Source organism: Myroides albus (assembly GCF_009711045.1).
Classification (GTDB): Bacteria; Bacteroidota; Bacteroidia; order Flavobacteriales; family Flavobacteriaceae; genus Flavobacterium; species Flavobacterium album_A.
The window spans coordinates 13,412-35,297 of sequence record NZ_WMJX01000001.1 but is presented as its reverse complement, the minus strand read 5'-3'; the positions used below and the strand labels follow the sequence as shown (position 1 = coordinate 35,297).

Annotated in this window: 20 protein-coding genes; 9 read left to right on the top strand and 11 right to left on the bottom strand. The window is 35.8% G+C overall.

Features of this window, described 5'->3' with window-relative positions; all coding sequences use genetic code 11:
* Positions 1 to 3: 3 nt before the first annotated feature.
* Genes GJV76_RS00160 through GJV76_RS00145 form a run of 4 tightly spaced genes read right to left on the bottom strand, consistent with a single transcriptional unit; the run spans position 4 to position 5,082 of the window.
* Positions 4 to 990 carry a hypothetical protein gene (locus GJV76_RS00160; RefSeq protein WP_155090623.1) on the bottom strand — a complete coding sequence of 329 codons (987 nt, stop codon included), beginning with the start codon at positions 988 to 990 and terminating at the stop codon, positions 4 to 6.
* Positions 991 to 1,001: 11 nt separating this feature from the next.
* Positions 1,002 to 2,681: a DUF6909 family protein gene (locus GJV76_RS00155; protein WP_155090622.1), complete on the bottom strand. Its 1,680-nt coding sequence runs from the start codon at positions 2,679 to 2,681 to the stop codon at positions 1,002 to 1,004.
* 22 nt (positions 2,682 to 2,703) lie between these two features.
* Positions 2,704 to 4,194, bottom strand: coding sequence for a GH3 auxin-responsive promoter family protein (locus GJV76_RS00150; RefSeq protein WP_155090621.1), 1,491 nt, complete (start codon positions 4,192 to 4,194; stop codon positions 2,704 to 2,706).
* A gap of 6 nt (positions 4,195 to 4,200) precedes the next feature.
* Complete coding sequence (locus GJV76_RS00145; protein WP_155090620.1) at positions 4,201 to 5,082, bottom strand: murein hydrolase activator EnvC family protein; 882 nt, start codon at positions 5,080 to 5,082, stop codon at positions 4,201 to 4,203.
* 192 nt (positions 5,083 to 5,274) lie between these two features.
* On the opposite strand from GJV76_RS00145, the gene GJV76_RS00140 reads away from it, so the two are divergent.
* Positions 5,275 to 5,487, top strand: a complete 213-nt coding sequence (locus GJV76_RS00140) for a twin-arginine translocase TatA/TatE family subunit (RefSeq protein ID WP_155090619.1) — start codon at positions 5,275 to 5,277, stop codon at positions 5,485 to 5,487.
* Positions 5,488 to 5,736: 249 nt separating this feature from the next.
* On the opposite strand, the gene GJV76_RS00135 is transcribed toward GJV76_RS00140, so the two are convergent.
* On the bottom strand, positions 5,737 to 7,860 hold the full coding sequence (locus GJV76_RS00135; RefSeq protein WP_155090618.1) for a Tex family protein: 2,124 nt from the start codon (positions 7,858 to 7,860) through the stop codon (positions 5,737 to 5,739).
* A gap of 56 nt (positions 7,861 to 7,916) precedes the next feature.
* On the opposite strand from GJV76_RS00135, the gene GJV76_RS00130 reads away from it, so the two are divergent.
* From GJV76_RS00130 to GJV76_RS00120, 3 genes are all read left to right on the top strand, one after another.
* Positions 7,917 to 8,180, top strand: a complete 264-nt coding sequence (locus GJV76_RS00130; protein ID WP_155090617.1) for a DUF1294 domain-containing protein — start codon at positions 7,917 to 7,919, stop codon at positions 8,178 to 8,180.
* Positions 8,181 to 8,457: 277 nt separating this feature from the next.
* Positions 8,458 to 9,258, top strand: coding sequence for a DUF4846 domain-containing protein (locus GJV76_RS00125; protein ID WP_155090616.1), 801 nt, complete (start codon positions 8,458 to 8,460; stop codon positions 9,256 to 9,258).
* Positions 9,259 to 9,352: 94 nt separating this feature from the next.
* Positions 9,353 to 9,946 (top strand): hypothetical protein, encoded by a 594-nt coding sequence (locus GJV76_RS00120; RefSeq protein WP_155090615.1) that lies wholly within the window; start codon positions 9,353 to 9,355, stop codon positions 9,944 to 9,946.
* 359 nt (positions 9,947 to 10,305) lie between these two features.
* Here the strand turns inward: GJV76_RS00120 and GJV76_RS00115 are convergent, their stop codons facing one another.
* The 4 genes from GJV76_RS00115 to GJV76_RS00100 all read right to left on the bottom strand — a co-directional run bounded on the left by GJV76_RS00115 (position 10,306) and on the right by GJV76_RS00100 (position 13,459).
* Positions 10,306 to 10,638 (bottom strand): hypothetical protein, encoded by a 333-nt coding sequence (locus GJV76_RS00115; RefSeq protein ID WP_155090614.1) that lies wholly within the window; start codon positions 10,636 to 10,638, stop codon positions 10,306 to 10,308.
* A 232-nt stretch (positions 10,639 to 10,870) separates the two neighbouring features.
* Positions 10,871 to 11,608, bottom strand: a complete 738-nt coding sequence (locus GJV76_RS00110) for a hypothetical protein (RefSeq protein ID WP_155090613.1) — start codon at positions 11,606 to 11,608, stop codon at positions 10,871 to 10,873.
* A 347-nt stretch (positions 11,609 to 11,955) separates the two neighbouring features.
* The gene (locus GJV76_RS00105) at positions 11,956 to 12,585 is read right to left on the bottom strand and encodes a hypothetical protein (RefSeq protein WP_155090612.1); all 630 of its coding nucleotides are present in this window, start codon (positions 12,583 to 12,585) and stop codon (positions 11,956 to 11,958) included.
* 73 nt (positions 12,586 to 12,658) lie between these two features.
* A complete protein-coding gene (locus GJV76_RS00100) occupies positions 12,659 to 13,459 on the bottom strand; it encodes an AraC family transcriptional regulator (RefSeq protein WP_155090611.1) in 801 nt (266 codons plus the stop codon).
* 66 nt (positions 13,460 to 13,525) lie between these two features.
* Here GJV76_RS00100 and GJV76_RS00095 point away from each other — a divergent pair, with 66 nt between their 5' ends.
* Complete coding sequence (locus GJV76_RS00095) at positions 13,526 to 14,671, top strand: Atu1372/SO_1960 family protein (RefSeq protein ID WP_155090610.1); 1,146 nt, start codon at positions 13,526 to 13,528, stop codon at positions 14,669 to 14,671.
* A gap of 63 nt (positions 14,672 to 14,734) precedes the next feature.
* Here the strand turns inward: GJV76_RS00095 and rpiB are convergent, their stop codons facing one another.
* Positions 14,735 to 15,166 carry a ribose 5-phosphate isomerase B gene (gene rpiB, locus GJV76_RS00090; protein ID WP_155090609.1) on the bottom strand — a complete coding sequence of 144 codons (432 nt, stop codon included), beginning with the start codon at positions 15,164 to 15,166 and terminating at the stop codon, positions 14,735 to 14,737.
* A gap of 49 nt (positions 15,167 to 15,215) precedes the next feature.
* Complete coding sequence (locus GJV76_RS00085; protein ID WP_155090608.1) at positions 15,216 to 16,829, bottom strand: AMP-binding protein; 1,614 nt, start codon at positions 16,827 to 16,829, stop codon at positions 15,216 to 15,218.
* Between the two features lie 305 nt (positions 16,830 to 17,134).
* Between GJV76_RS00085 and GJV76_RS00080 the strand changes: the two genes are divergently transcribed.
* From GJV76_RS00080 to GJV76_RS00065, 4 genes are all read left to right on the top strand, one after another.
* Positions 17,135 to 18,022, top strand: coding sequence for a toxin-antitoxin system YwqK family antitoxin (locus tag GJV76_RS00080; RefSeq protein WP_230381468.1), 888 nt, complete (start codon positions 17,135 to 17,137; stop codon positions 18,020 to 18,022).
* Positions 18,015 to 18,608, top strand: a complete 594-nt coding sequence (locus tag GJV76_RS00075) for a toxin-antitoxin system YwqK family antitoxin (protein ID WP_155090607.1) — start codon at positions 18,015 to 18,017, stop codon at positions 18,606 to 18,608. Before GJV76_RS00080 ends, GJV76_RS00075 begins: the two co-directional genes overlap by 8 nt.
* A gap of 368 nt (positions 18,609 to 18,976) precedes the next feature.
* The gene (rnr, locus tag GJV76_RS00070; RefSeq protein ID WP_155090606.1) at positions 18,977 to 21,154 is read left to right on the top strand and encodes a ribonuclease R; all 2,178 of its coding nucleotides are present in this window, start codon (positions 18,977 to 18,979) and stop codon (positions 21,152 to 21,154) included.
* A gap of 3 nt (positions 21,155 to 21,157) precedes the next feature.
* Positions 21,158 to 21,829 carry a head GIN domain-containing protein gene (locus GJV76_RS00065; RefSeq protein ID WP_155090605.1) on the top strand — a complete coding sequence of 224 codons (672 nt, stop codon included), beginning with the start codon at positions 21,158 to 21,160 and terminating at the stop codon, positions 21,827 to 21,829.
* Positions 21,830 to 21,886: the final 57 nt, after the last annotated feature.

Here is a 21,886-nt window from a genome sequence, read left to right as displayed (position 1 = left end):
CCATCATTTTCGATTACTGTAGTGAGTATATAATTTATAAACACCTAATCCGATAAAAACTAACAGAATCAAAAACAATGAATACATGATCATCTTATTCTTTGACGCTTCTTTTACAACATTTCCTACATAGTGTTTATCGAGTTCTCGTTCATCTTTTACTACTCCAAGCAAATAAACAACATGATCACTCTCCAACAATTCAAATTCATTATCCTGTATCAACTCAAGTAACTCGTGCTTAAACTTAACTAAACTCAATATTCTCGATTCACTATCTAAAGATAGTTTATTCCCGTTCTTAACAATATCAAGAGCATGATTAATTCTTTCCAAGTCTTTACAGTACTCTATTTGTTTTAAAAGTAGTCCTTGCTTAGCAAGCTCTAACTTTTTCTTAAACAACGGTAAACTATCAAAATAATTCTGAAGTTCTTCTACAAATCTATTAATCTCAAAATCTGAATTTACTTCTATTCTCAAATCTTGATAATGATAATTCTTTGATGTAGCATAATTTTGAATTAGGTCTTCATGACTATTCAAATTAGTTCCGATCAAAGCTAATGTTTTTACATAACTGGAATCTTTACTCAACCAATTATATATGTCATCTACTCCAATTAATCTAGATGATAACAATTCTTGAGAGCTAAAAGTATTCTTGAAATTACTCGAAACCAAATACTTCAAGTAATCAACACTTTCAACTTTAGGAGAAATAAGAATACTATACTTTTGAATATCTTTTTGTACATTCGAAACTTGCTCTTCAAGAGCCTTTTCAGGAATATTACTCTCTTTGTAATACCCTAAACCAACACCTATGATTATTGCCAGAGTAAAAAGATACCAATAGCTCAACACTAATCTTATTAGTCTAAATATACCAAAACCTACAGTATCAAATAATGATACTGCAGATTCTTTTAAATACTTTAAGTCTATTTCATCTAAGTCCTGCGACTTGTGATTATTCGAATCTCCCATAATTAAATTCTCTACTTAATACTAAATATTTGCTCTAATATCTTAATCGTAATTAAATACGTCGGTTTCACACCTGTAGTTCCTAAACCACCAGAGGCAAGTGTACTTCCTGTTTCCAATGGATTATCAGAAGCGTAGTAAGCATATCTAACTTTTACATCTGGATTAATACTCTTTCTAATCTTAGAAGCACTTTGAATTGCTTTTTGGTAATGTGCTCCTTCCATTTCTAATCCAATTACTCCCCATGTAGAATCGTGGAAAAATTTTAATAGATCCTTGTTCTGAAGCGACGTTCCCAATACAGTTACCATAGTACCACCAAAAACTGGGATATCATCATTCTTAAACATCTCGACTGTCAACTCATTGTCAAATGGATAATTATCTCCAGTACCCTCGTTAATATGAGCAAATGGGATCATAATATCCCCTTTACCTCCAACTAAAATACCAGCTTTCCCCATAATAGACACTGATTCTACATCAATCATCGTTGTCTTTTTATACGGTTTCAAAAGCTCGTCAATCGTCTCATAAGCCTGCTCTCCAAAAGCGTAATCCATAACGATAATTACAGGGTATTCCCCCTCAATTTGCTGTCCTTTAAAATTAGTATTGGCAAAGTTAATCTTAGCAGTATCAAAAATTTGAACATCAATATTTGTACCTGACTCATCTTTAAGAAACACCATTCCTTCTCTCTCTGCCCTTTCATTTACAAGATCTCTTAGATGCTTGTTCTCAGGTTTACTCAACTCCTCATAGATTCCCAATTCAGAAGTAACTTCTAACTCTTGTTTAACAACAGATGGAGCAAAAATTGAGTTCATCACACTATGCATATTTGCACTGATGATATGAATAGGACGCTCTAACAAACCTTTCTTAGTCAAAACCTCCTTGATGCGATCAGACCAAATTTCTCCATAAATATGATGTCCTAAACGCTCTCTTAACAATGGACTAAAAGTAATCGTTCTCTTGTCGTTAAATACATCCTCTTCTATCGCTAATTTACCCAACCAATAGATAACATCTAAAAATCGATCTGGGTTTTCTTCTATTGCAAATTTCTCATAGACATCTAATACCTCAGCGAAAGAACGTCCCAAAACATTAGATAAGTGCGACATAATTACCTCTTTCTCCTCTAACTCTAAAGGTTCTTCTTTCTTGGCTGCCGTCTCTATTTTTCGCCAATCTCTGGTCACTTTACCATCTTCACCAATTAAAACGCGATCTTTAATTTTATGCGATTCAATAAAAATAAAAGTCAAGTGAGTCAAAACATCATAGATATCAGATCTACCTCTGGTAATCTCGATATTCATTTGTTCTTCATCTATGCGGTAACAATTTCTTCTTCTCTTTGGTGGCACGATAGCAGTAAAATGCGAAAAAGTATATCCTTCATCCGAAGTCAAGTTAATATAGCGACACTCTTCTATTCCGATAGGAAGACGCTCAATCACGTATAACAACCCATTCAACTCTACTTTTTCTTCTGCAATTGTACCATATATTTCTGGACGCAACTCCAATAAGGCTTCTCTTAAGGTATCTCCTGACACTCCCATGGGCTTATAAAACCCTCTATTAAACAGGTGACGCATAGTAATATACATGCGTTCCACTGCTGCTGACGATACCTGTGCTCTCGTTCTTGATATATTTTTAATCTCTTTCATACCTTTCATATTACGTCAATATTTAATTTATAATTTCTAATTCACTTGCAATGTTTCTATCATTGCTCAATCTTGGCAATTTATTTTGCCCACCCAGTTTTCCAATACTCTTCATGTAGTTTTGGAATCCTCCTTTAGTCACTTTTCTAATTTTCAAAGTTTGCAAAACCTTTCCGACAATTAAATCATCATAATAACTATTTTGTTTTCGAAGGGATTGCTCGATTTTCAAAGCAAAACTTTCCAAGTGCTCTGGCTCACTGCCAAATTCGATAAACCACTCGTGATAAGGCAACCCCTCACTTGGTGTTATTTGCGGAGCCACTGTGAACTCGTTCACTTGAATAGTCGTTCCTCTCATAGCTTCTTCTATAGCCGTTTCTACTTCCTTGCCGATGACGTGTTCACCAAAAGCAGAGATAAAATGCTTAATACGTCCAGACACAACGATACGGTAAGGTTTCAAGTTGACAAACTGAACTGTATCTCCAATATTATATCCCCATAAACCAGCATTTGTAGAAATAATCAAAACATAATTCACGCCCAGTTCTACCTCGCCAATGGTATATCTTTTGGCATTCTCATTAAAGAAATCCTCTGCTTTCACAAACTCATAGAAGATACCTGCATCTAACAAGAGCAATAGTCCTTTCTCTTTCTGAGAATCCTGATAGGCAAAAAAGCCTTCTGAGGCAGGAAACAACTCTATTGACGGAACCCTTCTTCCTATTAGTTGTTCAAATTTAGCGCGATAAGGTTCGTAATTTACTCCTCCGTAGATGAATAAATTAAAGTTCTTGAAAATATCACCTACTGACTTACCTTCTCGGACAACCAAACGCTCAAAGTACATTTGCACCCAACTTGGAATACCCGAAATAATACTCATATCCTGATGTACAGTTTCTTCGACTATAGCATCAACTTTCGTTTCCCAATCTTCAATGCAATTTGTCTTTAAACTTGGAAGTCTATTCTTCTGCAAATAAGCAGGGACAAAGTGAGCTACAATACCAGATAACCTGCCGAGTTTTATTCCATTCTTTTCTTCTAAAATTGGACTCCCTTGCAAGAAAATCATTTTTCTATCTACAAAATCCGCAATACCTGTTTCGTGCACATACGCCAAAATAGCGTTTCTTGCAGCACTGATATGATAAGGCATTGACTCCTTTGTCAATGGTATATATTTAGCTCCTGAAGTAGTTCCTGAAGTCTTGGCAAAATAAAGAGGCTTGCCTTTCCACAGTACATTAGCTTCTCCCTCAACTACTCTGTCGATATAGGGACGCAGCCCTTCGTAATCTCGAATAGGTACGCGATTTACAAAATCGCTATGCGTTTTTATTTCTGAGAAGTGATGATCTTTTCCAAAACTGGTTTGCCCAGCTGTTTTGAGCAAAGATAAGAGCACTTTATGTTGTGTTTCTACTGGATTATTAATCCATTTCTGATTCTTTTTATGTATAATAGATGCAAATACTTTTGCACCAAAAGATTTTAATGACATATTCTATTATTCAATATCTATAAATACCGAAGCATCTAAAGGATATGTATCCTTCCACAATTCAAAATGAAAATACTTCTTATTACTTTTATTTAACTCATCTTCAAAATTACCATCAAATAAGCCTAATACTTCACCCGAACTAACTTTGTCATATTCCTCTTTTACCATTGTATTCAGATGCTTATACACGGAAATTATTCCATCCTCGTGTAGCACTATCGCAGTATATCCATCTCTCAAGGTCCAATCGACAAAAAGTACAATACCCTTTGATATAGCCTTGACTGGAGTTCCTTTAGCAGCCATAAAATCCAAACCAAAATGAGATATACTTGGATCAAACCTCTTGACGATTTCTCCATCAATAGGCGAAAAAAGAATTTGATTTACTTTAGGCGTAGCCTCAGGAAACAAGTTATACTTATCTTCTAATCGCACCATTTCTCTAAGCTTTAAATCCTTTTCACTTGGTTCCTTGTGCACGATTTGATCAACAGGTACTTCTGATTTTTTAAGAGAATCCAAGTTGCTGTGTGTTGACTCCACCTCGCCGAGTAAGATCTTCTTGACGGCTAACAAATAGGCTTTATTCTTTACAGATTCGACCTCCAATGAATCAACTTTTAAGGTTAGCTCAATCGCTCTTTGCTTCAAATCGGCAGAAGAATATCCGGGAATATACTCCTTAACTGGAGTTAATACAACTAAAATAACGGTAGATAAAATCAATAGAAAAATCCATGCCGTCATTGCACCAACGACATTCAAAAGATTTAATTTAAAAGACCTTACATCTTCAAAAGTTCTATCATTAACGATAACAACACGGTACTTATTTAAAAGTTTACTCTTCCATCTCTTTGATTTCTTGTCTTTTGTTGACATAAGTTGCGCTTTTAATAAACAAATATAACAATTATAGTACTTATGAATCTACTATCTCCTTATTTAATTCCCCTTAAAAGTAATTTTTAATATCGAAAACACTCTTAAAAATATAATAAAATTATTCAGATTCAGTGGTTTTATAATTTTCTTCCTATATTTGCGAGAACTTAATGTTTCAAACAAATTAATATGAACGCATTACACTTTTTTTTAGGAATGGTTGGACCGTGGCAAGTGATTATTATTGTTGCGATAATCCTATTGTTATTCGGAGGTAAAAAAATACCTGAATTAATGAGAGGATTAGGAAGTGGTATCAAAGAATTTAAAGATGCTACTAAAGAAGACAATGCTCAACAAGTAACTAAAAAAGATACTAAAGACGAAAGCAAAACTGAATAGTTAACACTATTTAATTGTAATATTATACGCACTATAAACTCCGGTTGATAGTGCTTTTTTTGTTTACGACTACTTTATATAAAAAAAAGAGCCTTTCTAAACACTAAAAAGAAAGGCTCTTCACTTATAAAACATAATAAAAACACTACTTAACTTAATTTGTTTGTTTATCTAAACAAAACCTATTGAAATTCAGTTGTAAGTAATAAAAACAAGTATCGTGCCAAAATTATGTTTGCAAAGCTTTTTTTATAAAATCATACTTAATTGTATTCTTTTCTTAGCCTCATCCACATCTGTTACTTTCACTTCCACATGCTGATGTAGCTTGACAACTTCATTCACATCAGATACAAATCCTTCTTTAAGTTGAGAAATGTGAACCAAACCACTTTCCTTTAGACCAATGTCAACAAAACATCCAAAATTGGTAATATTATTCACTATTCCTGGCAACACCATCCCTATCTTCAAATCACTCATATGCTTTACATTGGGATCAAACTCAAATACTTTCGCCGCTTTACGAGGATCTAATCCAGGTTTCTCTAACTCTTTTAAAATATCTTGAAGGGCTAATACGCCTACCTCACCAGTAGTATATTTGTTAGCATCTACTTTAGCGATTAGCTCTTTATTAGAGATCATATCCCCTATAGATACTTTCATATCTTTTGCAATTTTCTCTACTACACCATAAGCCTCTGGGTGTACAGCAGAATCGTCTAATGGATTCTTGGCATTCTTAATTCTAACAAATGCTGCCGCTTGTTGAAATGCCTTTTCACCTAAACGAGGTACTTTCTTTAACGCTGTTCTACTCTCAAAAGGGCCATTCTCTGTTCGGTATTGTACAATATTCTCAGCCATCTTCTCACCTATACCAGATACATAACTCAATAGCGATTTACTTGCAGTATTCAAATTCACCCCTACTGTATTCACGCACTTTATTACCACACTATCCAGTTCTTTCTTCAATAGGGTTTGATCTACATCATGTTGATACTGTCCCACGCCAATTGACTTAGGGTCTATCTTTACCAATTCAGCTAAAGGGTCTGATAGACGTCTTCCTATGGAGACTGCTCCCCTAACTGTTACATCGTACGAAGGAAACTCCTCTCTGGCAATCTTTGATGCCGAATAAACTGATGCTCCTGCTTCACTAACTACAAACACTTGAACGGGTTTATCAAAAGCAATTTTCTTGATAAAGAACTCCGTCTCTCTTGAGGCTGTACCATTGCCTATCGCAATAGCTTCTATATTGTAAGCATTCACCATAGAGCGAATCTTCTTCATTGCCATAGTCGTATCTTTCTGTGGTGCATGTGGATATATTGTCTCATTGTACAACAAATCTCCCTGTTCATCTAAACACACCACCTTACACCCTGTCTTATAACCAGGATCAATAGCTAAAATGCGCTTCTCTCCCAAAGGAGATCCCAGTAACAATTGAGTAAGATTATCAGCAAATACTTGTATTGAATTCAAGTCTGCCTTCTCTTTTGCCTCTGCCAATGCTTCATTAGACAATGCCGGTTCTAATAGACGCTTATAGCTATCTGCTACAGCCTTTTCTACTATTCTACCACATTCGTTCTCGCTTTTAACTACATTGTCACCAATAAAACGCAGCGCTTCCTCTTTATCTATAGCTATACTAAACTTAATGAAACCCTCTTTCTCGGCTCTTAAAATAGCCAGTAAGCGATGGGCTGGTATTTTATAAACAGGTTCTGTCCAATCAAAGTATTGATCAAACTTTTGAGCCGCTTCATCGTCTTTCTTAGCCTTCACAACCTTTGTCGAAATAACTCCATTGCGTTGAAACTTTCTTCTCAGTAATTTTCGTATATACATATTCTCATTCACCCACTCTGCGATGATATCAGAGGCTCCTTGTATAGCCTCTTCTTCACTTCCTACCTTATCATTAAGATACTTCGCAGCAATAGACTCTACATCATGAGCATTCTGAGCCATAATCACTTTAGCCAATGGCTCTAAACCATTTTCTCTTGCTGTATCAGCTTTGGTCTTACGAGTCTTTTTATAAGGTAAATAGAGATCTTCAATCTCCGTCAAATCAAAGCTATTTGTAATCTTACTCTTTAATTCATCTGTCAGTTTACCCTGCTCCTCTATTGCACCTAATATAGATTCCTTTCTCTTGACTATCCCTTCATATAACTCACTATAGCGAGCAATCTTCTCTATCACTACCTCATCGAGGTTTCCCGTTCTATCTTTTCTATATCTGGCTATAAAAGGTATTGTACATCCTTCTCCAAAAAGAGATAACGTGTTCTCAATACTCCTCGCACTTGCATTTACAGCTTGTTGAATAAACTCAATCAACGTCATAATTAATTATTTTAAGAATAGCTAAAATACTACCTTTGTATCAATAATTAAACCCTATGAAGTTTTTATTCTTATACCTGTTTATCATAAATTACTTAGCCTTTTCAATGTTCGCTTATGACAAAGAACAGGCCTTAAAGAACAGGCGAAGAGTTGCAGAAAAAAATCTTCTGACACTCTGTTTTTTTGGAGGAACATTGGGAGCATGGATTGCGATGAAGAAACTTAGACACAAAATCTCTAAAGACGCTTTTAAAGTTAAATTCTATGCCATCTTAGCCATACAAGTAGCAGTATTCTTTATTCTCTTTAAACGATAATATCAATAAAAAAAGACCTATAACCACAGTCATAAGTCTTAATAATTATATTCTCTCTTTACTTTCCATTGATTTAATACTTTAAAGTGTTTTAAAAACACGATTAAATAACCGAACTATAAATATACATCGAAACATATTAGTATGACATTCCAATAGACTTTAACCTTTTAATCAATTGACCTTTTGCTCATACTTGATTTTACACAATCAACCTTTTTTAGGTTTCATAGGATACTATCTACTTACTTAATATCGTTATAATCTAAAAGTCTGTATGAAACACCTCCTTGCTTTTATCTCTTGTATATTGTGCATCTCTTGTCAAAACAACAAGGCTAACGCATCTGTTGAATTTACAACAGCACAAGAAAAGATCAACTACATCAACGCTACAGGTATGAGCATAGGAGAGAGGTACAACACACCTAAGGGATATACACGTCTTACTTACACCACCTCTGACTTTGGATACCACTTACAACACTTACCACTAAAACCCTTTGGAGAAACTGTAAAATACTATAACGGCAAAGAGAAATATGCCACTTATGTCTATTCCTCTGTCATTGACTTACCCATAGGGAAGAAAGACTTACACCAATGTGCTGATGCGACTATGCGTCTAAGAGCTGATTATCTCTACAGCCAAAAGCGATATGACGAAATAGCCTTTAACTTCGTTTCTGATGGTAAACCCAGATATTACATAGAGTATATTAAGGGTGACTATTCCCCTAAAAAATATTGGGAATACCTTGAACACATTTTTAACTATGCCAACACGGCTTCACTAAAACAACAACTCCAATCTATCTCTAAAGAGGATGTACAGATAGGAGATATCTTAGTCCAGTCAGGCAATCCTATAGGCCATGCCATTATCGTAGTAGATATGGCTCAGAATGAAGCAGGGGACAAGGTAGTCCTCTTAGCACAGAGCTATATGCCTGCTCAGGAGCTACAGATTCTAAAGAACCCTAATGCTACAGACAACAGCCCTTGGTATGACCTCAATAACGACATCATCCAAACTCCTGAGTGGAAGTTTACTTCTAATGATTGGAAGACGTGGTAGAGAAAACTAAATATTCTATGACTAAATAAACCCTTCGTTATACTGCTTTAATTACTACTTTTAGTGCTGTTTAATAAACTCCAAAAACAGTGTAATGGATAGAGCAAAACTATATACATATTTATTTAAAAAAGTAGAAAGAGCAATAGCAGCAATAGCTAATGAGAAAATGGAAGATATATACGCACTATCTTTTTGGAAGGACAATGATAATGATGACCCGAGATGCCCTGTTATCTATATCAGTTACAACACAGCATCTCAAGTAATCGCTGAGCAAAACAATGCCAGTGATACGATGGAAGCGAAGTGGAACTTTGCCTTTTGGTTGCAAGACGAGATAGAGACATTAGGTGGTGAAGACAACGTTTTACAGCAGTTTATCAAAGACTCTGGATGGTATTATACTGACGATGAGCAGGAGGAAGCAGAGGATTTAGAAGAAGAAGGCGATGATACCGCCTATAGAGCTATTTGTGCGAAAGACGAACAAGTTCAGAAAGCTTTTATGGAAGTGATTATTTCTATAGTACAAGAGCTACATCAATCCAATCTATTAAAAGAGAAATTAGGCAAAGACATACCTGTTATTATCCACGAATTAGAGTACTATGATCTACCCTTAAGTTGGACAAAACAAGCCAACCCTCCATACCTTATAGAGGAGTTCTTAACTTATTATAAGTAATACACCAAAACGATATTACAGATTTGCTATAAGTACCCCACAAGCAATATAACATAGCTTGTAGGGTATATTTATTTATAAAGACAATGCGTCTCTTACACCTTCTAAAAATCGATCTGAGTGATCTATCAAGTATATCAAGATACATACTCCAAACCCGATAGCTAAATACTTGCGATTCTTCATAATTAAAACATCTTTTTGTAGAAACTTCCCAAGAACTAATCTACGTTATTAATTGAATCTACTATAATTGTAACTAAACAACTACCTCCAAATCCTCCAATGAAGACCTTTTCATACTTATATTTTTTTGTTTACTCTAAAATAAAACATTTTTTCAATAAACGAAAACTAACTCAATACTTTATCAACATTACCCTATTCCAAGCTATATTATACTCATCCAATCTCCTCAGTACTTTTTGTTGTATAGTGATACAGTCATCCACAGTAGCACTAAACTTTATCCCCATTTCAAAAAAGAGATCGTGATCTCCAAATAAGTCATCGTACTTATCTTCCAATTGAAAACTGTATCTTTCGTCCCATACCCCTTTTCCCAACAATCTACCTTTGTGATTCTTTACAGTTAACTCTATATCAAAAGCATTTGTTATTTGGTTTACAATGGTAGTAAAATCCAACGATTCTTCTTCCAAAACAACATCTAACCTAAATTCTCTTTCCATAACCATTTTTACTCTTCAAAAATCTTACAATTATCCTTACCCTTGCTATTTTAGCATTTACCGAGATATTTCCACATCTGCAACTATATACATCAAATAACTATGCATCTCTACGTCACATTTAGTACACTCATAGCAGGTTATTATTCCTACTATGTTACCCATTTGATTATTAATACATAGATACATTCTCATCTCTATACTTTAGCTTTTTGCGTAGCTAAAGATACCCTCATTTCCCCACATATACCACTACACTCGGATTAAAAGCCTTAGAGTTGTACAGTGTCAATTGATCAGGATTGTTGTTAATCGGGTAGAAGAACTGTATCTCAGCTACCATCATCTTTAGACAATCCCGATTGGGAATCAGTACAGATAGCGTTTGAGGACTGACCACCTCATCACTCTTTTTGAAATCAATAGATAATGTGCCTGTTTGCTTACTAAGTATCTCGTCATTCTCAGCCATGAAAAATCCTTCGATACGCAAACTTGCATGTGTACACATAGGAGGGAAGTCCACCTGTTCTATCGGGATAAAAGGAGACACCGATACAGTTATCTCCTTATTTTCCAACTCCTCTACAGCTATATCTACCAAGAAGGTATCTGTAAATAGCTTAGCTGTATTCCATTCAAATCCGACTACCTCAGCAATAGAAGTATTGTATAGTGTAGTCTCTGCTATCAGTAGTACAGTATTCTTGCGCAAGGCCGTCATCACAAGCCCCATCAATCGCAGATGAGCAGTAGACTCATACCTCATCCCCAAGAAGTATTCGACATGCTTACGTATGTGTTTCAGGCTCTGTGCCGTGTGCTTAAACAGCTTAGCGGAAGGATTCTTGCCCTTGTCTTGTTTTGAGCGATTAGGCCTACTTTGTACAATCTGCACATTGTTTAAAGACCTAAAATACACAGGACCACTTACTCCTGTAATTTTTCCCTTTGGTGACATCTTTGCCATAATTTTTTGTTTTATAGGTTGGTACTATAAAGTTGCACAAAGACTATTCCATCTTATCGGTAGATGATTAGTAGATGATAGGGTAGTGATAGGCTATTTTGCGATGTTTTAAGCCGACCAGATGCCTATCAAATACCGACCACAAGCCGACCACCTCAATCGTAGGGATACAAAAATGAAATACTGATTTTATTCTAAGACAATTTGTACTTAAACAGATTCTTAGCTTTTTCTCTTAAATTGGCCTTTCTTATACAGATATTGACAGTGACAACCTCATTTAGTCAGCGACAGTTAAATAGCTCTATGTCAGTCAATAATCAAATAATTAAGTAGTTTAATTTCACTTATCCAACCACATACCAAAAACCAAGATTCATACTGCTCTCGTCGATTAAACCAAGAAGAGAAAGGCAAGCTTCATTCCCAAAATAACCGTAGCAAATCTCCTTCGTATTGCCAAAGGTTTGACCTAATACGATTTCGGCATATTGGTTATCGCCACGAGTGGAGATAAAGTGTCCTTTAGTGTTGTCAAAAGCTTTGAGATAAGCTTGTTCTACAGCATCCGAGACAGATAATAGAGTAGAGGCTTGAGTAGTATCTTTAAGAGAAAACTTACCATTCTCTATACAACCAAAGTAGGAAGGCACTGTGAAATTAAACTTGTTTATCTGGTGATACTCTACCTGCACAGTACTCATGTCTACCATACTGAAGAAGTCTTGGGTTTCTTTGGTGTTTCCTATCACTGTTTCTAAGGTCTTAATCACCTCCATAGAAGTAGCGAACAGCACATTAGCATACTCGTTATCATAGTTGCGAACCAAGGTATGATAGACAATACCTTCTACCTGCGCCAATTGACGCTCAAATCGGGCTACTGCAACTAATAATTCGTCATCATTTACTGTGGTTTTCTTTCTAAAACTGGTGAACTCCATCGCACACACTGGTGCATTACTTACTCGTATCATTCTGTATATTGTTAAGATTATGGAGCAAAGGTAGAGTAGGGTAGTGACAACCTTTTGTCAGGGGTGTATACCCTTATTTTTTAATTTTAGGATATACTTTCACTATGTCAAAATAGGAGTTTCTAAAAGCCACTAAGCTCTTATAACCTACTTTAAAAGCGATTTCACTCAAGGTAAATTCTCTTGTATCTATTAGCTCTATACTCTTCAAGATGCGGATGATCTGAAGGTATTTCTGTAGAGTGATACCTGTCTCCAGTTTGAACAGGCGCTGTAGATTGCGCACAGACATGGTAGAGATACTGGCTAGTTCATCTAAGTCAAGCGTTGAGGTAAGATGCTCATTGATATACGTGCATACAGGTATTAACCTATGATCGGTAGGAATAGGTAATTGGAGCGATTGATTCTCTTCACAGAACGATTTTAAACTCATAAGAATAGCCTGTAAGAACTGTTCTTTCTCTAATTCTGTCTCGATTACTCTATTCCACTTCGTCACATACTGTAGCATCTCCCTCAGCACAGTAGGAGCAGGGAAGATGTGCACTTGATCATAGAATGAGTCAGCTGGCACCTCTTTATACAACAGTACTTTTAGGTTGATATCCTTCGCTGTAGAGGTAGTAGCGTGCTGCTGTCCTGAAGGTATCCATGCTATGTGATACTGAGGGACTAGATAGATACAGTTATCTACATGAAGGTACTGATAGCCCTGTTCTACGTAGGTGAGCTGATATCGCTGATGAGCGTGCTGATACTCATCGTGAACGAAGTTGTCTTCATACCATACATACGCCTGTACCTCATTAGTATCATCATATACTCCTAAGAGTTTCTCGGTCAATCCACATTTGATATTGGCGTTTTGCATATATTTTTTGACAAATATAATATAAACTGCAAGTATACCTTTGTGATTATACTTTAAATAATTAATATGAAAGCATTATATACTGCACTAATCACTTGTACACTATTCTTCACAACGACACAGATCATGGCAAAAGATACCCTAACCAAAATATTAGTACTTATCCACTCTGATACAGGTGGTACGTATAGAATGGCACAAGAAATCGCTAAGGGAATAGAAAGCAACCCTCACACAGAGGCGACTATAAAAATAGTACAACCTTCAGCAAATGCACTGTTACATGATCTACAGATAGCTACTCCTGAGGAGCTACCGACTTATGATGGCATCGTATGGGGATCTCCTGTGTACTTTGGTAACATCAGTACTCCGATGAGTGCCTTTCTCGCGAAGACTGTAGATCTGTGGACTGCTCATGCTCTGGAGGGAATACCTACAGCCGTATTTATGTCTGCTGGTAGCGGAGCAGGGAAGGAGCTCGCATTACAGTCGTTTTGGAACAGCTTAGCAGTACATGGGATGATACTCGTACCGAATGGCATCAGAGCTACGGAGAAGCTGGATAATAGCATCCCTCAAGGCAATAGCGTCTTGGGAGCCAGTAGCCTTGCTTCAAACAAAACGGTACAACGTCCCAGCGAAAGCGAACTGCTAATCGCTTATACGCAAGGTCAAAACTTCGCTAAAGTTGCCAAAGCCTTAAAAGGAACTTTTCAAAAGAAAGAAGAAATGACGCCTAAACAAGTAGTCACTGATGTAGAAACCACGCTTAAACAAAAAAACATCATACTACCTGTAGCGCCAAATCCTGTGGGAAACTACACGCCTTACTCACGCAGTGGAAATCTAATATTCATCAATCAGGTAGCCTTAAAAGAGGGTAAAGTATTATATCCTGGTAAGGTAGGTGTAGATGTCACAGAAGAACAAGCAAAGCAAGCGACTGAACAGACGATGCTAAATGTAATCGCGGTGCTTAAATTAGCTGTAGATGGTGACCTCAACAGAGTAAAGAAAACCGTACAGCTAACAGGTATATTCAACACGGCTCCTGACTACGCTCAGCACGCTAATCTAATGAATGTGGCATCAGACTTATCTGTAGCTATATTCGAAGAGAAGGGCAAACATGCAAGAGGTACTCTGGGTGCTACTTCTGTTCCGGTCAACTCTGTGGTAGAAATACAAGCTATCTTCGAAATAGAGTAATAGTATACAAAAAAAAAAGTCCATAATTAGCATTATGGACTTTTCTATATTGTTAAAACTTGTTTAGGCACAAGTAATTTTATTCACTCTATTCTGATGTCTTCCTCCTTCGAAAGCTGTATTCAAGAAAGCTTCTACAATTGCAATAGCTTGTTCAATAGACGTAAAACGAGCGGGAATACTAACCACATTAGCATCGTTATGCTGTCTTGCTAACTCAGCAATCTCTTTGGTCCAACAAAGAGCACAACGCACACCTTGATGTTTATTAGCAGTCATCGCTATACCGTTTCCACTTCCGCAGATTACGATACCTAAATCAGCTTTGCCTTCATCAATATCAGTACCTACCTTATGAGCAAAATCTGGATAATCTACTGAATCAAAAGAATCAGTCCCATAGTTAGTAACTGTATGTCCTTTTTCTTCTAAATACTTGACAATTGCTTGTTTATATGCTGGACCTGCATGGTCATTTCCTATAGAAATCTTCATTTTATTGTTGTGTTATATTATACACTACAAAGTTAAAACTTTTTATCTTCTACAAACCTAATTCTTCGATTGCTATTTGTCTCATTTCTACTTTTCTAACTTTGCCAGAAATAGTCATCGGAAATTCGGTAACAAACTTCCAATACTTTGGAATTCTAAAATGCGCAATCTTTTGATCACAATAAGCTCTCAATTCATCCATAGTTGCACTTTGACCTTCTTTGAGTATAACCCAAGCCATAATTTCCTCTCCATATTTTTCACTTGGAACACCAATAACTTGTACATCAGCAATAGCGGGATGAGTGTATAAGAAGTCTTCAATCCACTTCGGAGATATGTTCTCCCCTCCGCGAATGATAAGGTCTTTAATACGCCCTGTAATAGAGATATACCCATCTTCATCCATTGTCGCTAAATCCCCAGAGTGCATCCACCTATTGTCATCCAATACTTCTGAAGTCATAGTCCTATTATTCCAATATTTCAACATAACAGAATATCCACGAGTACAAAGTTCTCCTGCTTCTCCTCGAGGGAGAATATTACCTGTTTCTGGATCTACAATTTTGATTTCTAAGTGATCCTGCACAGTACCTACGGTAGTCGTTTGCTTCTTTATATCAATACCAATATGCGTTTGCGTAGATACTGGAGAAGTTTCGGTCATTCCGTAACAGATACTCACTTCTTCCATGTGCATTTCACTTTTAACGCGCTTCATAATACTTTCAGGGCATAAAGACCCCGCCATAACACCCGTACGCAGGGTACTTAAATCATAATCCTTAAAATTGGGAAGTTGCAGTTCTGCGATAAACATAGTAGGCACACCATATAGAGAAGTACACTTTTCATCTTGAACGGTTTGCAGCGTTTTATTAGCATCAAATCCGTCATTGGGTATGACAATGGTTGCTCCATGAGCAATACAGCACAAATTGCCAATAACCATCCCAAAGCAATGGTAAAAAGGAACAGGAATACACACCCTATCTTTTACGGAGTACTTTAATCGAATACCGATAAAATAGCCATTGTTTAGAATATTGTGATGTGTTAGCGTAACTCCCTTGGGAAATCCAGTTGTCCCTGAAGTATACTGAATATTCACAGCCTCACTAAACTGAACTGATTCTTCAATTAGAACAAAATCTTCTTCAAAAATATGGTCTGCTTGCTTCAAAAATTCTGTCCATTCTTCCCCTAAAAAAACCACCTCCCTCAAGCTTGGACAATCTTCAAAAACAAGAGAAATCATCTTTCGATAATCACTTGACTTAAAACTTTCAGCTGATACAATAAAAGATACTTCGGATTGATTGATTGCAAATTCAAGTTCATGCGCGCGATAAGCAGGGTTAATATTTACCAATATGACACCAATACGCGCAGTCGCATACTGCATCAAAACCCATTCATAACAATTGGGTGCCCAAATACCGACGCGATCTCCCTTAATCACTCCCTTTGCTAATAAACTTTTGGCCACCTGAGTTGTCTGTTCATAAAACTCGCGATAAGTAGCCCTGTAATTCTGGTAAACACTTACCACAGCTTCTTTATCTGGATATTTATCAACGGTTCGCTTTAGATTTTGGCCAATAGTTTCGCCCAGCAAGGGAATAGAGGATGCCCCATGCACATAAGATATTGTTTTCATAATTAAAGTTTTTTGTTGGTTTTCTAAAATACAAAAATTTACATACAATAATCTATTTCAATAGAACTAAAGCAAATACCTTAAAGACAACCCTCTTGAAATGCGAAGTAAAACGAAACAACAAATGACCTTAAACCTGATAACTATTCTCAAACCACTATGGAATATAAGACAATAAATAAATCCAGTGGCTGACGTCAATACATAGTAGATTATCTATTAAAGTAAGCTGTACTATTTTAAAAATCAACTTATTAAATTAGTTACCTTTATAAGGTGTTCATTCTACTTAACTAAAAATTGACATGAAAAAACAACAGATTCAATATTTACTCTTTCTACTTGTTCTGCTAATCTCTATGCATAGTCAAGCTCAATTAGTCAATGGGACTTATGTCTATGCCGACGGGAATAAGCCGCTAAACGGAAAGCTTAAAGCCTATTTTTCCAATGATCAATTAGCTGAAGAAACAACCTTGGTAAATGGACTTAAGGAAGGCGAAAACACAGTGTATTACAGCAATGGAAAACTCAAATATAAAGGTACGTATAAAGACAATATATTAAACGGTGAACTAACTACCTACTTTCCTAATGGACAAATCGAGCAACAAGGCAAGTATATCAAAGGCCTTAAAGACGGAATCTTTAAACAATATACAGCAAGTGGTAAATTGACAGGAGAACACAGCTATAAAAACGACATGCTAAATGGTGTTTACAATAAATACGACAAGGGCATTTTGCAACTAAAAGCTACCTATATCAATGACAACTTAGATGGGGAGCTATACTATTATCATGATAACGGAAAGGTTTTTATTAAGAGAATATACAAAAACCACCTCAAAGAAGGGCCTGAAGTAATCTATACAAAAACTGGAGTTGTCAAAGAAACAGCGTATTACCTTCACAATAAAAGAGAAGGACTCCGACAAGTTTTTGACAAAAATGGTTACCTAAAAAGAGAGGTAAACTACAAAAATGGAATACTACACGGGGAGCACAAAGAGTATGTAGCCATAGAAGTTTACATACAGAGAATCTTTAGAAATGGGTATCAAATAATTTCACCCAATATATGCAATGCCGATGGAACGTTGGTTGATGAAAGTGACGTCATTTACAAAAGTGTCTATCTACCCTTAGTAGTCAAAGCAATTGAAAACTTCAATACAAAAGAAGATGAATAGCAACTTAATCACAGGAATCTTTATTCTGGCTACATTCAGTTCATTATCCGTATATAGCCAAGAACAAGAAGAACCCGTTTTATTCGAACTAAATGGAAAGCCTTTACAAGGAAAAGTTGTAAGGTACAACGATCACAATATCATAGAGGAAGAGGCTTTGTATGTCGATGGTTATAAAACGGGCAAGTACAAGTCATTCTACCGAAATGGCATCCTATTCTCTGAAGTGAATTATGTGGAAGGAAAAAGAGAAGGTGAGCTGAGAATCTACTTCGAGAACGGCAAATTAAAAGCCTCTTACAGCTATTCGAATGGTCTTTTAGATGGCAACATTATCTCGTATTATTCCAATGGGGTAAAGGAGTTTGAAAAGAATTATAGAGAGGGAGTCATCCAGGCTCAAATTAACTTCCACAATACGGGAGAAAAGAATGAATACTTCTTATTTAATAGTGGAATGCTATCAGTATGGGAGGTTTACGACAAGAAAGGCAGAATAGCAGAAAAGACTTACTTCAGAAATAATGAACCTCAAAGCGTAGAATATTACAAAAAAGGAAAATACGATTACACTATCCATTTTTAAACAACTATCACGTAGACCGTGATAATGATTTAATTTCTCATTTTCTTCCGTAATTGATACAAGCTTTACCCGCAAATTTTGGAAAGTACAATAGAGCGCATTAACTTTGTCACATTAAATTGTACTGGCACTCTACAGTACTGTATTACTATCAATGAGTATAGAAAAAAATAATTCTTCCATCTCCCTTTCTGGGAAATTATTACATTTCACATTGCTTCAAAACTTTGCTCATAATGACAGCAATTAATAAATTAATGTATAAAAATCAAATTAAATTAATCCAAAAAGTAGGATAAACCAGTAAGTAATTCGTACTTTTAAGGATAATTATGAACCTGAATAGAGGTAAACAAATGAATTAGAAAATGGCAAAAAAAATTAAACATAAAAAGAATAAGTCGTTTGACTTTGCTCCAAAAATATTAAAGTTCTTGTCTAAGAACACTACTAAATCTTATAATTACAAGCAAATTGCTGGTCAATTAGAAGTAAACGATACGCAAGGAAGAAACGAGATAATAAAAGAACTTAAACACTTAATCTCAAAAGGAAAGATAGAAGAAATAGAAACTGGTAAATATCGCTTTATCCCTAAAGCTAATTATGTTGAAGGTTATATCGATATGACTTCGCGTAAAACAGCATACTTGGTATGTGAGGGAATGGAAGACGACGTATTCATTCCTACAAATAATTTAAATAAAGCGTTAGATGGCGACTTTGTCAAAGCTTATATTTACAACAAACGAAAAGGTAAAAAACCAGAAGGAGAAGTTGTTGAGGTTTTAGAAAGACACAAAATACAGTTTGTGGGTGTTATTGAAATTCAAAAGAACTTTGCTTTTGTATCTACAGCTGATGCTAAGATGTATACTGATATCTTCGTTCCAAAAGAAAAAGTAGGAGAAGCACGAGATGGTGATGTAGTTGTAGTTGAGATAGAAGATTGGCCAGAAAAAGCAGATAGTCCTTTCGGGAAAGTAATGAAAGTATTAGGTAAACAAGGAGAACACAATACTGAAATACACGCTATTTTGGCAGAATATGGTTTACCTACAGAATTTCCAAAAGAAGTAGAAGAATTTGCAAACAAATTAGATACCTCTATAGCTGAAAGTGAAATAGCGAAACGAAAAGACATGCGCGATATTCTTACTTTCACTATTGACCCAAAAGACGCAAAAGATTTTGATGATGCTTTGTCTTTCCAAAAACTTGAAAATGGCAATTTCGAAATAGGTATCCACATTGCTGACGTATCACACTACGTACAAGAAGGAACTATCTTAGACGAAGAAGCTTATAATAGAGCTACTTCTATTTATTTAGTAGATAGAACAATTCCAATGCTACCTGAAGTGTTGTCTAACTTTGCTTGTTCACTTAGACCTAATGAAGATAAATATACTTTCTCAGCCCTATTTCAGTTAAATGACAAGGCAGAGATTGTCGACAAGTGGTTTGGTCGTACAGTGACGCATTCAGATCAACGTATGGCTTACGAAGAAGCACAATACATCATTGAAACTGAGGATAGAGTAATTCCAGAGAGCATTTCTATTACAGGAGAAACGCAAACAGTCAGTGAAGAAGTAGCTGAAGCAGTGTTAAAAATGAATGATTTAGCTAAACAATTGCGCAAAAAACGCATGAGTGATGGGGCAATCTCTTTTGACAAAGTGGAAGTGAAATTTAACTTGAACGAAGATGATGTACCAGTAGGAGTCTTTTTTAAAGAGGCAAAAGAAGCAAACCATTTGATTGAAGAATTCATGTTACTTGCCAATAGAAAAGTATCAGAATTTATTGGTAAACAAAAGAAGACATTCGTATATCGTGTGCACGATGAACCAGATCAAGAAAAGCTATTTGCTCTTCAATCTGTCATTGCGAGATTTGGACACACAATCAACTTTAAGACAAAGTCAAGTGTATCAAAATCACTGAATAAACTACTAAAGGATGTCAATGGTAAAAAAGAACAAAATTTAGTAGATACATTAGCTATACGCACCATGAGTAAGGCAAGTTATTCTACCAACAACATCGGTCACTACGGTTTAGCATTTGACTATTATTCTCACTTTACTTCGCCAATACGACGTTATCCAGACGTAATGGCACACCGCCTACTGCAACACTATTTAGATAATGGTGAGTCTGCTAAAGTAGATGAATTTGAGAAAAAATGTAACCATTGTTCTTCTATGGAGAACCTGGCTGCAACTGCCGAAAGAGATAGTATCAAATACATGCAGGTAAAGTATATGCAGGACCAACAAGGAAAAGAGTTTGTAGGTGTTATATCTGGTGTTACTGAATGGGGAATCTACGTAGAAATCATAGAAAACAAATGTGAAGGAATGGTTCGCATTAGAGAAATAAAAGAAGACTATTACGTTTTCGACGAAAAGCAATATGCCTTAGTTGGACAAGCAACAAAGAATCTTCTGCAACTTGGAGATGAGGTTGTTGTTACTGTAAAAAATGCAGATTTAGTAAAGAAACAATTGGATTACAATTTCATTAAAAAATTAAATTAGATTATGAAAAAATTAGCCGTATTAATTACTTTATTGGTTGCTCAAATTTCTTTTGCACAGATAGATAAAGAAATTGGTTCTTTTAAAAAGCTAAGTGTTTTCGACCAAATAGAAGTAACTTTAATTCCTACTACAGGAAGTACCAAGATAGAAATCGAGGGCAAAAAACAAGATAACGTCAATGTCATCAACAAGAATGAACATCTAAAAATAAAGATGAATTTCACTAACAGTTATCAAGGTGATGAGATAAAGGTTACTCTGTATTACAAAGAGCTAAATGAGATTAATGCAGGAGAAGGTGCTAACGTTGTTGGAAAAGGTACATTGAATGCCAATGTATTAGACGTACAAGGAAAAACAGGCTCATCCATTAAATTAGACATAGATACCGATAAAGTAAATGTCAAAGCAGGTGCTGGATCTATAATTAGATTAACTGGTAAAGCAAATGTACAAGATGCATTATCAAACTCGGGAGCTGATATTATCAATAGCAAACTTGTAACCAAACAAACATCAGTCACAGTAAATGCTGGAGGTAAAGCGAGTATCAATGCCACTGATGTTGCTGATGCGAAAGTAAGAGCAGGAGGATCGATTTCCGTATATGGGAATCCAAAAACATTAAATGAAAAAACAATAGCTGGGGGTACAATTAAAAAAGTTGAATAACATTTTTTAGTATTGTTCCAAAAAGCTGTAACTTGCGAAATAATTAAATGCCAATTA

Bases quoted from the DNA above. Each gene is read 5' to 3' on its own strand.
- GJV76_RS00145 (WP_155090620.1), bottom strand. From the start codon at position 5,082: ATGTCAACAAAAGACAAGAAATCAAAGAGATGGAAGAGTAAACTTTTA.
- GJV76_RS00075 (WP_155090607.1), top strand. From the start codon at position 18,015: ATGAATAGCAACTTAATCACAGGAATCTTTATTCTGGCTACATTCAGT.
- GJV76_RS00150 (WP_155090621.1), bottom strand. From the start codon at position 4,194: ATGTCATTAAAATCTTTTGGTGCAAAAGTATTTGCATCTATTATACAT.
- GJV76_RS00065 (WP_155090605.1), top strand. From the start codon at position 21,158: ATGAAAAAATTAGCCGTATTAATTACTTTATTGGTTGCTCAAATTTCT.
- GJV76_RS00155 (WP_155090622.1), bottom strand. From the start codon at position 2,681: ATGAAAGAGATTAAAAATATATCAAGAACGAGAGCACAGGTATCGTCA.
- GJV76_RS00105 (WP_155090612.1), bottom strand. From the start codon at position 12,585: ATGATACGAGTAAGTAATGCACCAGTGTGTGCGATGGAGTTCACCAGT.
- GJV76_RS00100 (WP_155090611.1), bottom strand. From the start codon at position 13,459: ATGCAAAACGCCAATATCAAATGTGGATTGACCGAGAAACTCTTAGGA.
- GJV76_RS00095 (WP_155090610.1), top strand. From the start codon at position 13,526: ATGAAAGCATTATATACTGCACTAATCACTTGTACACTATTCTTCACA.
- GJV76_RS00110 (WP_155090613.1), bottom strand. From the start codon at position 11,608: ATGGCAAAGATGTCACCAAAGGGAAAAATTACAGGAGTAAGTGGTCCT.
- GJV76_RS00085 (WP_155090608.1), bottom strand. From the start codon at position 16,829: ATGAAAACAATATCTTATGTGCATGGGGCATCCTCTATTCCCTTGCTG.
- GJV76_RS00080 (WP_230381468.1), top strand. From the start codon at position 17,135: ATGAAAAAACAACAGATTCAATATTTACTCTTTCTACTTGTTCTGCTA.
- GJV76_RS00120 (WP_155090615.1), top strand. From the start codon at position 9,353: ATGGATAGAGCAAAACTATATACATATTTATTTAAAAAAGTAGAAAGA.
- GJV76_RS00125 (WP_155090616.1), top strand. From the start codon at position 8,458: ATGAAACACCTCCTTGCTTTTATCTCTTGTATATTGTGCATCTCTTGT.
- GJV76_RS00115 (WP_155090614.1), bottom strand. From the start codon at position 10,638: ATGGAAAGAGAATTTAGGTTAGATGTTGTTTTGGAAGAAGAATCGTTG.
- rnr (WP_155090606.1), top strand. From the start codon at position 18,977: ATGGCAAAAAAAATTAAACATAAAAAGAATAAGTCGTTTGACTTTGCT.
- GJV76_RS00130 (WP_155090617.1), top strand. From the start codon at position 7,917: ATGAAGTTTTTATTCTTATACCTGTTTATCATAAATTACTTAGCCTTT.
- GJV76_RS00160 (WP_155090623.1), bottom strand. From the start codon at position 990: ATGGGAGATTCGAATAATCACAAGTCGCAGGACTTAGATGAAATAGAC.
- GJV76_RS00140 (WP_155090619.1), top strand. From the start codon at position 5,275: ATGAACGCATTACACTTTTTTTTAGGAATGGTTGGACCGTGGCAAGTG.
- GJV76_RS00135 (WP_155090618.1), bottom strand. From the start codon at position 7,860: ATGACGTTGATTGAGTTTATTCAACAAGCTGTAAATGCAAGTGCGAGG.
- rpiB (WP_155090609.1), bottom strand. From the start codon at position 15,166: ATGAAGATTTCTATAGGAAATGACCATGCAGGTCCAGCATATAAACAA.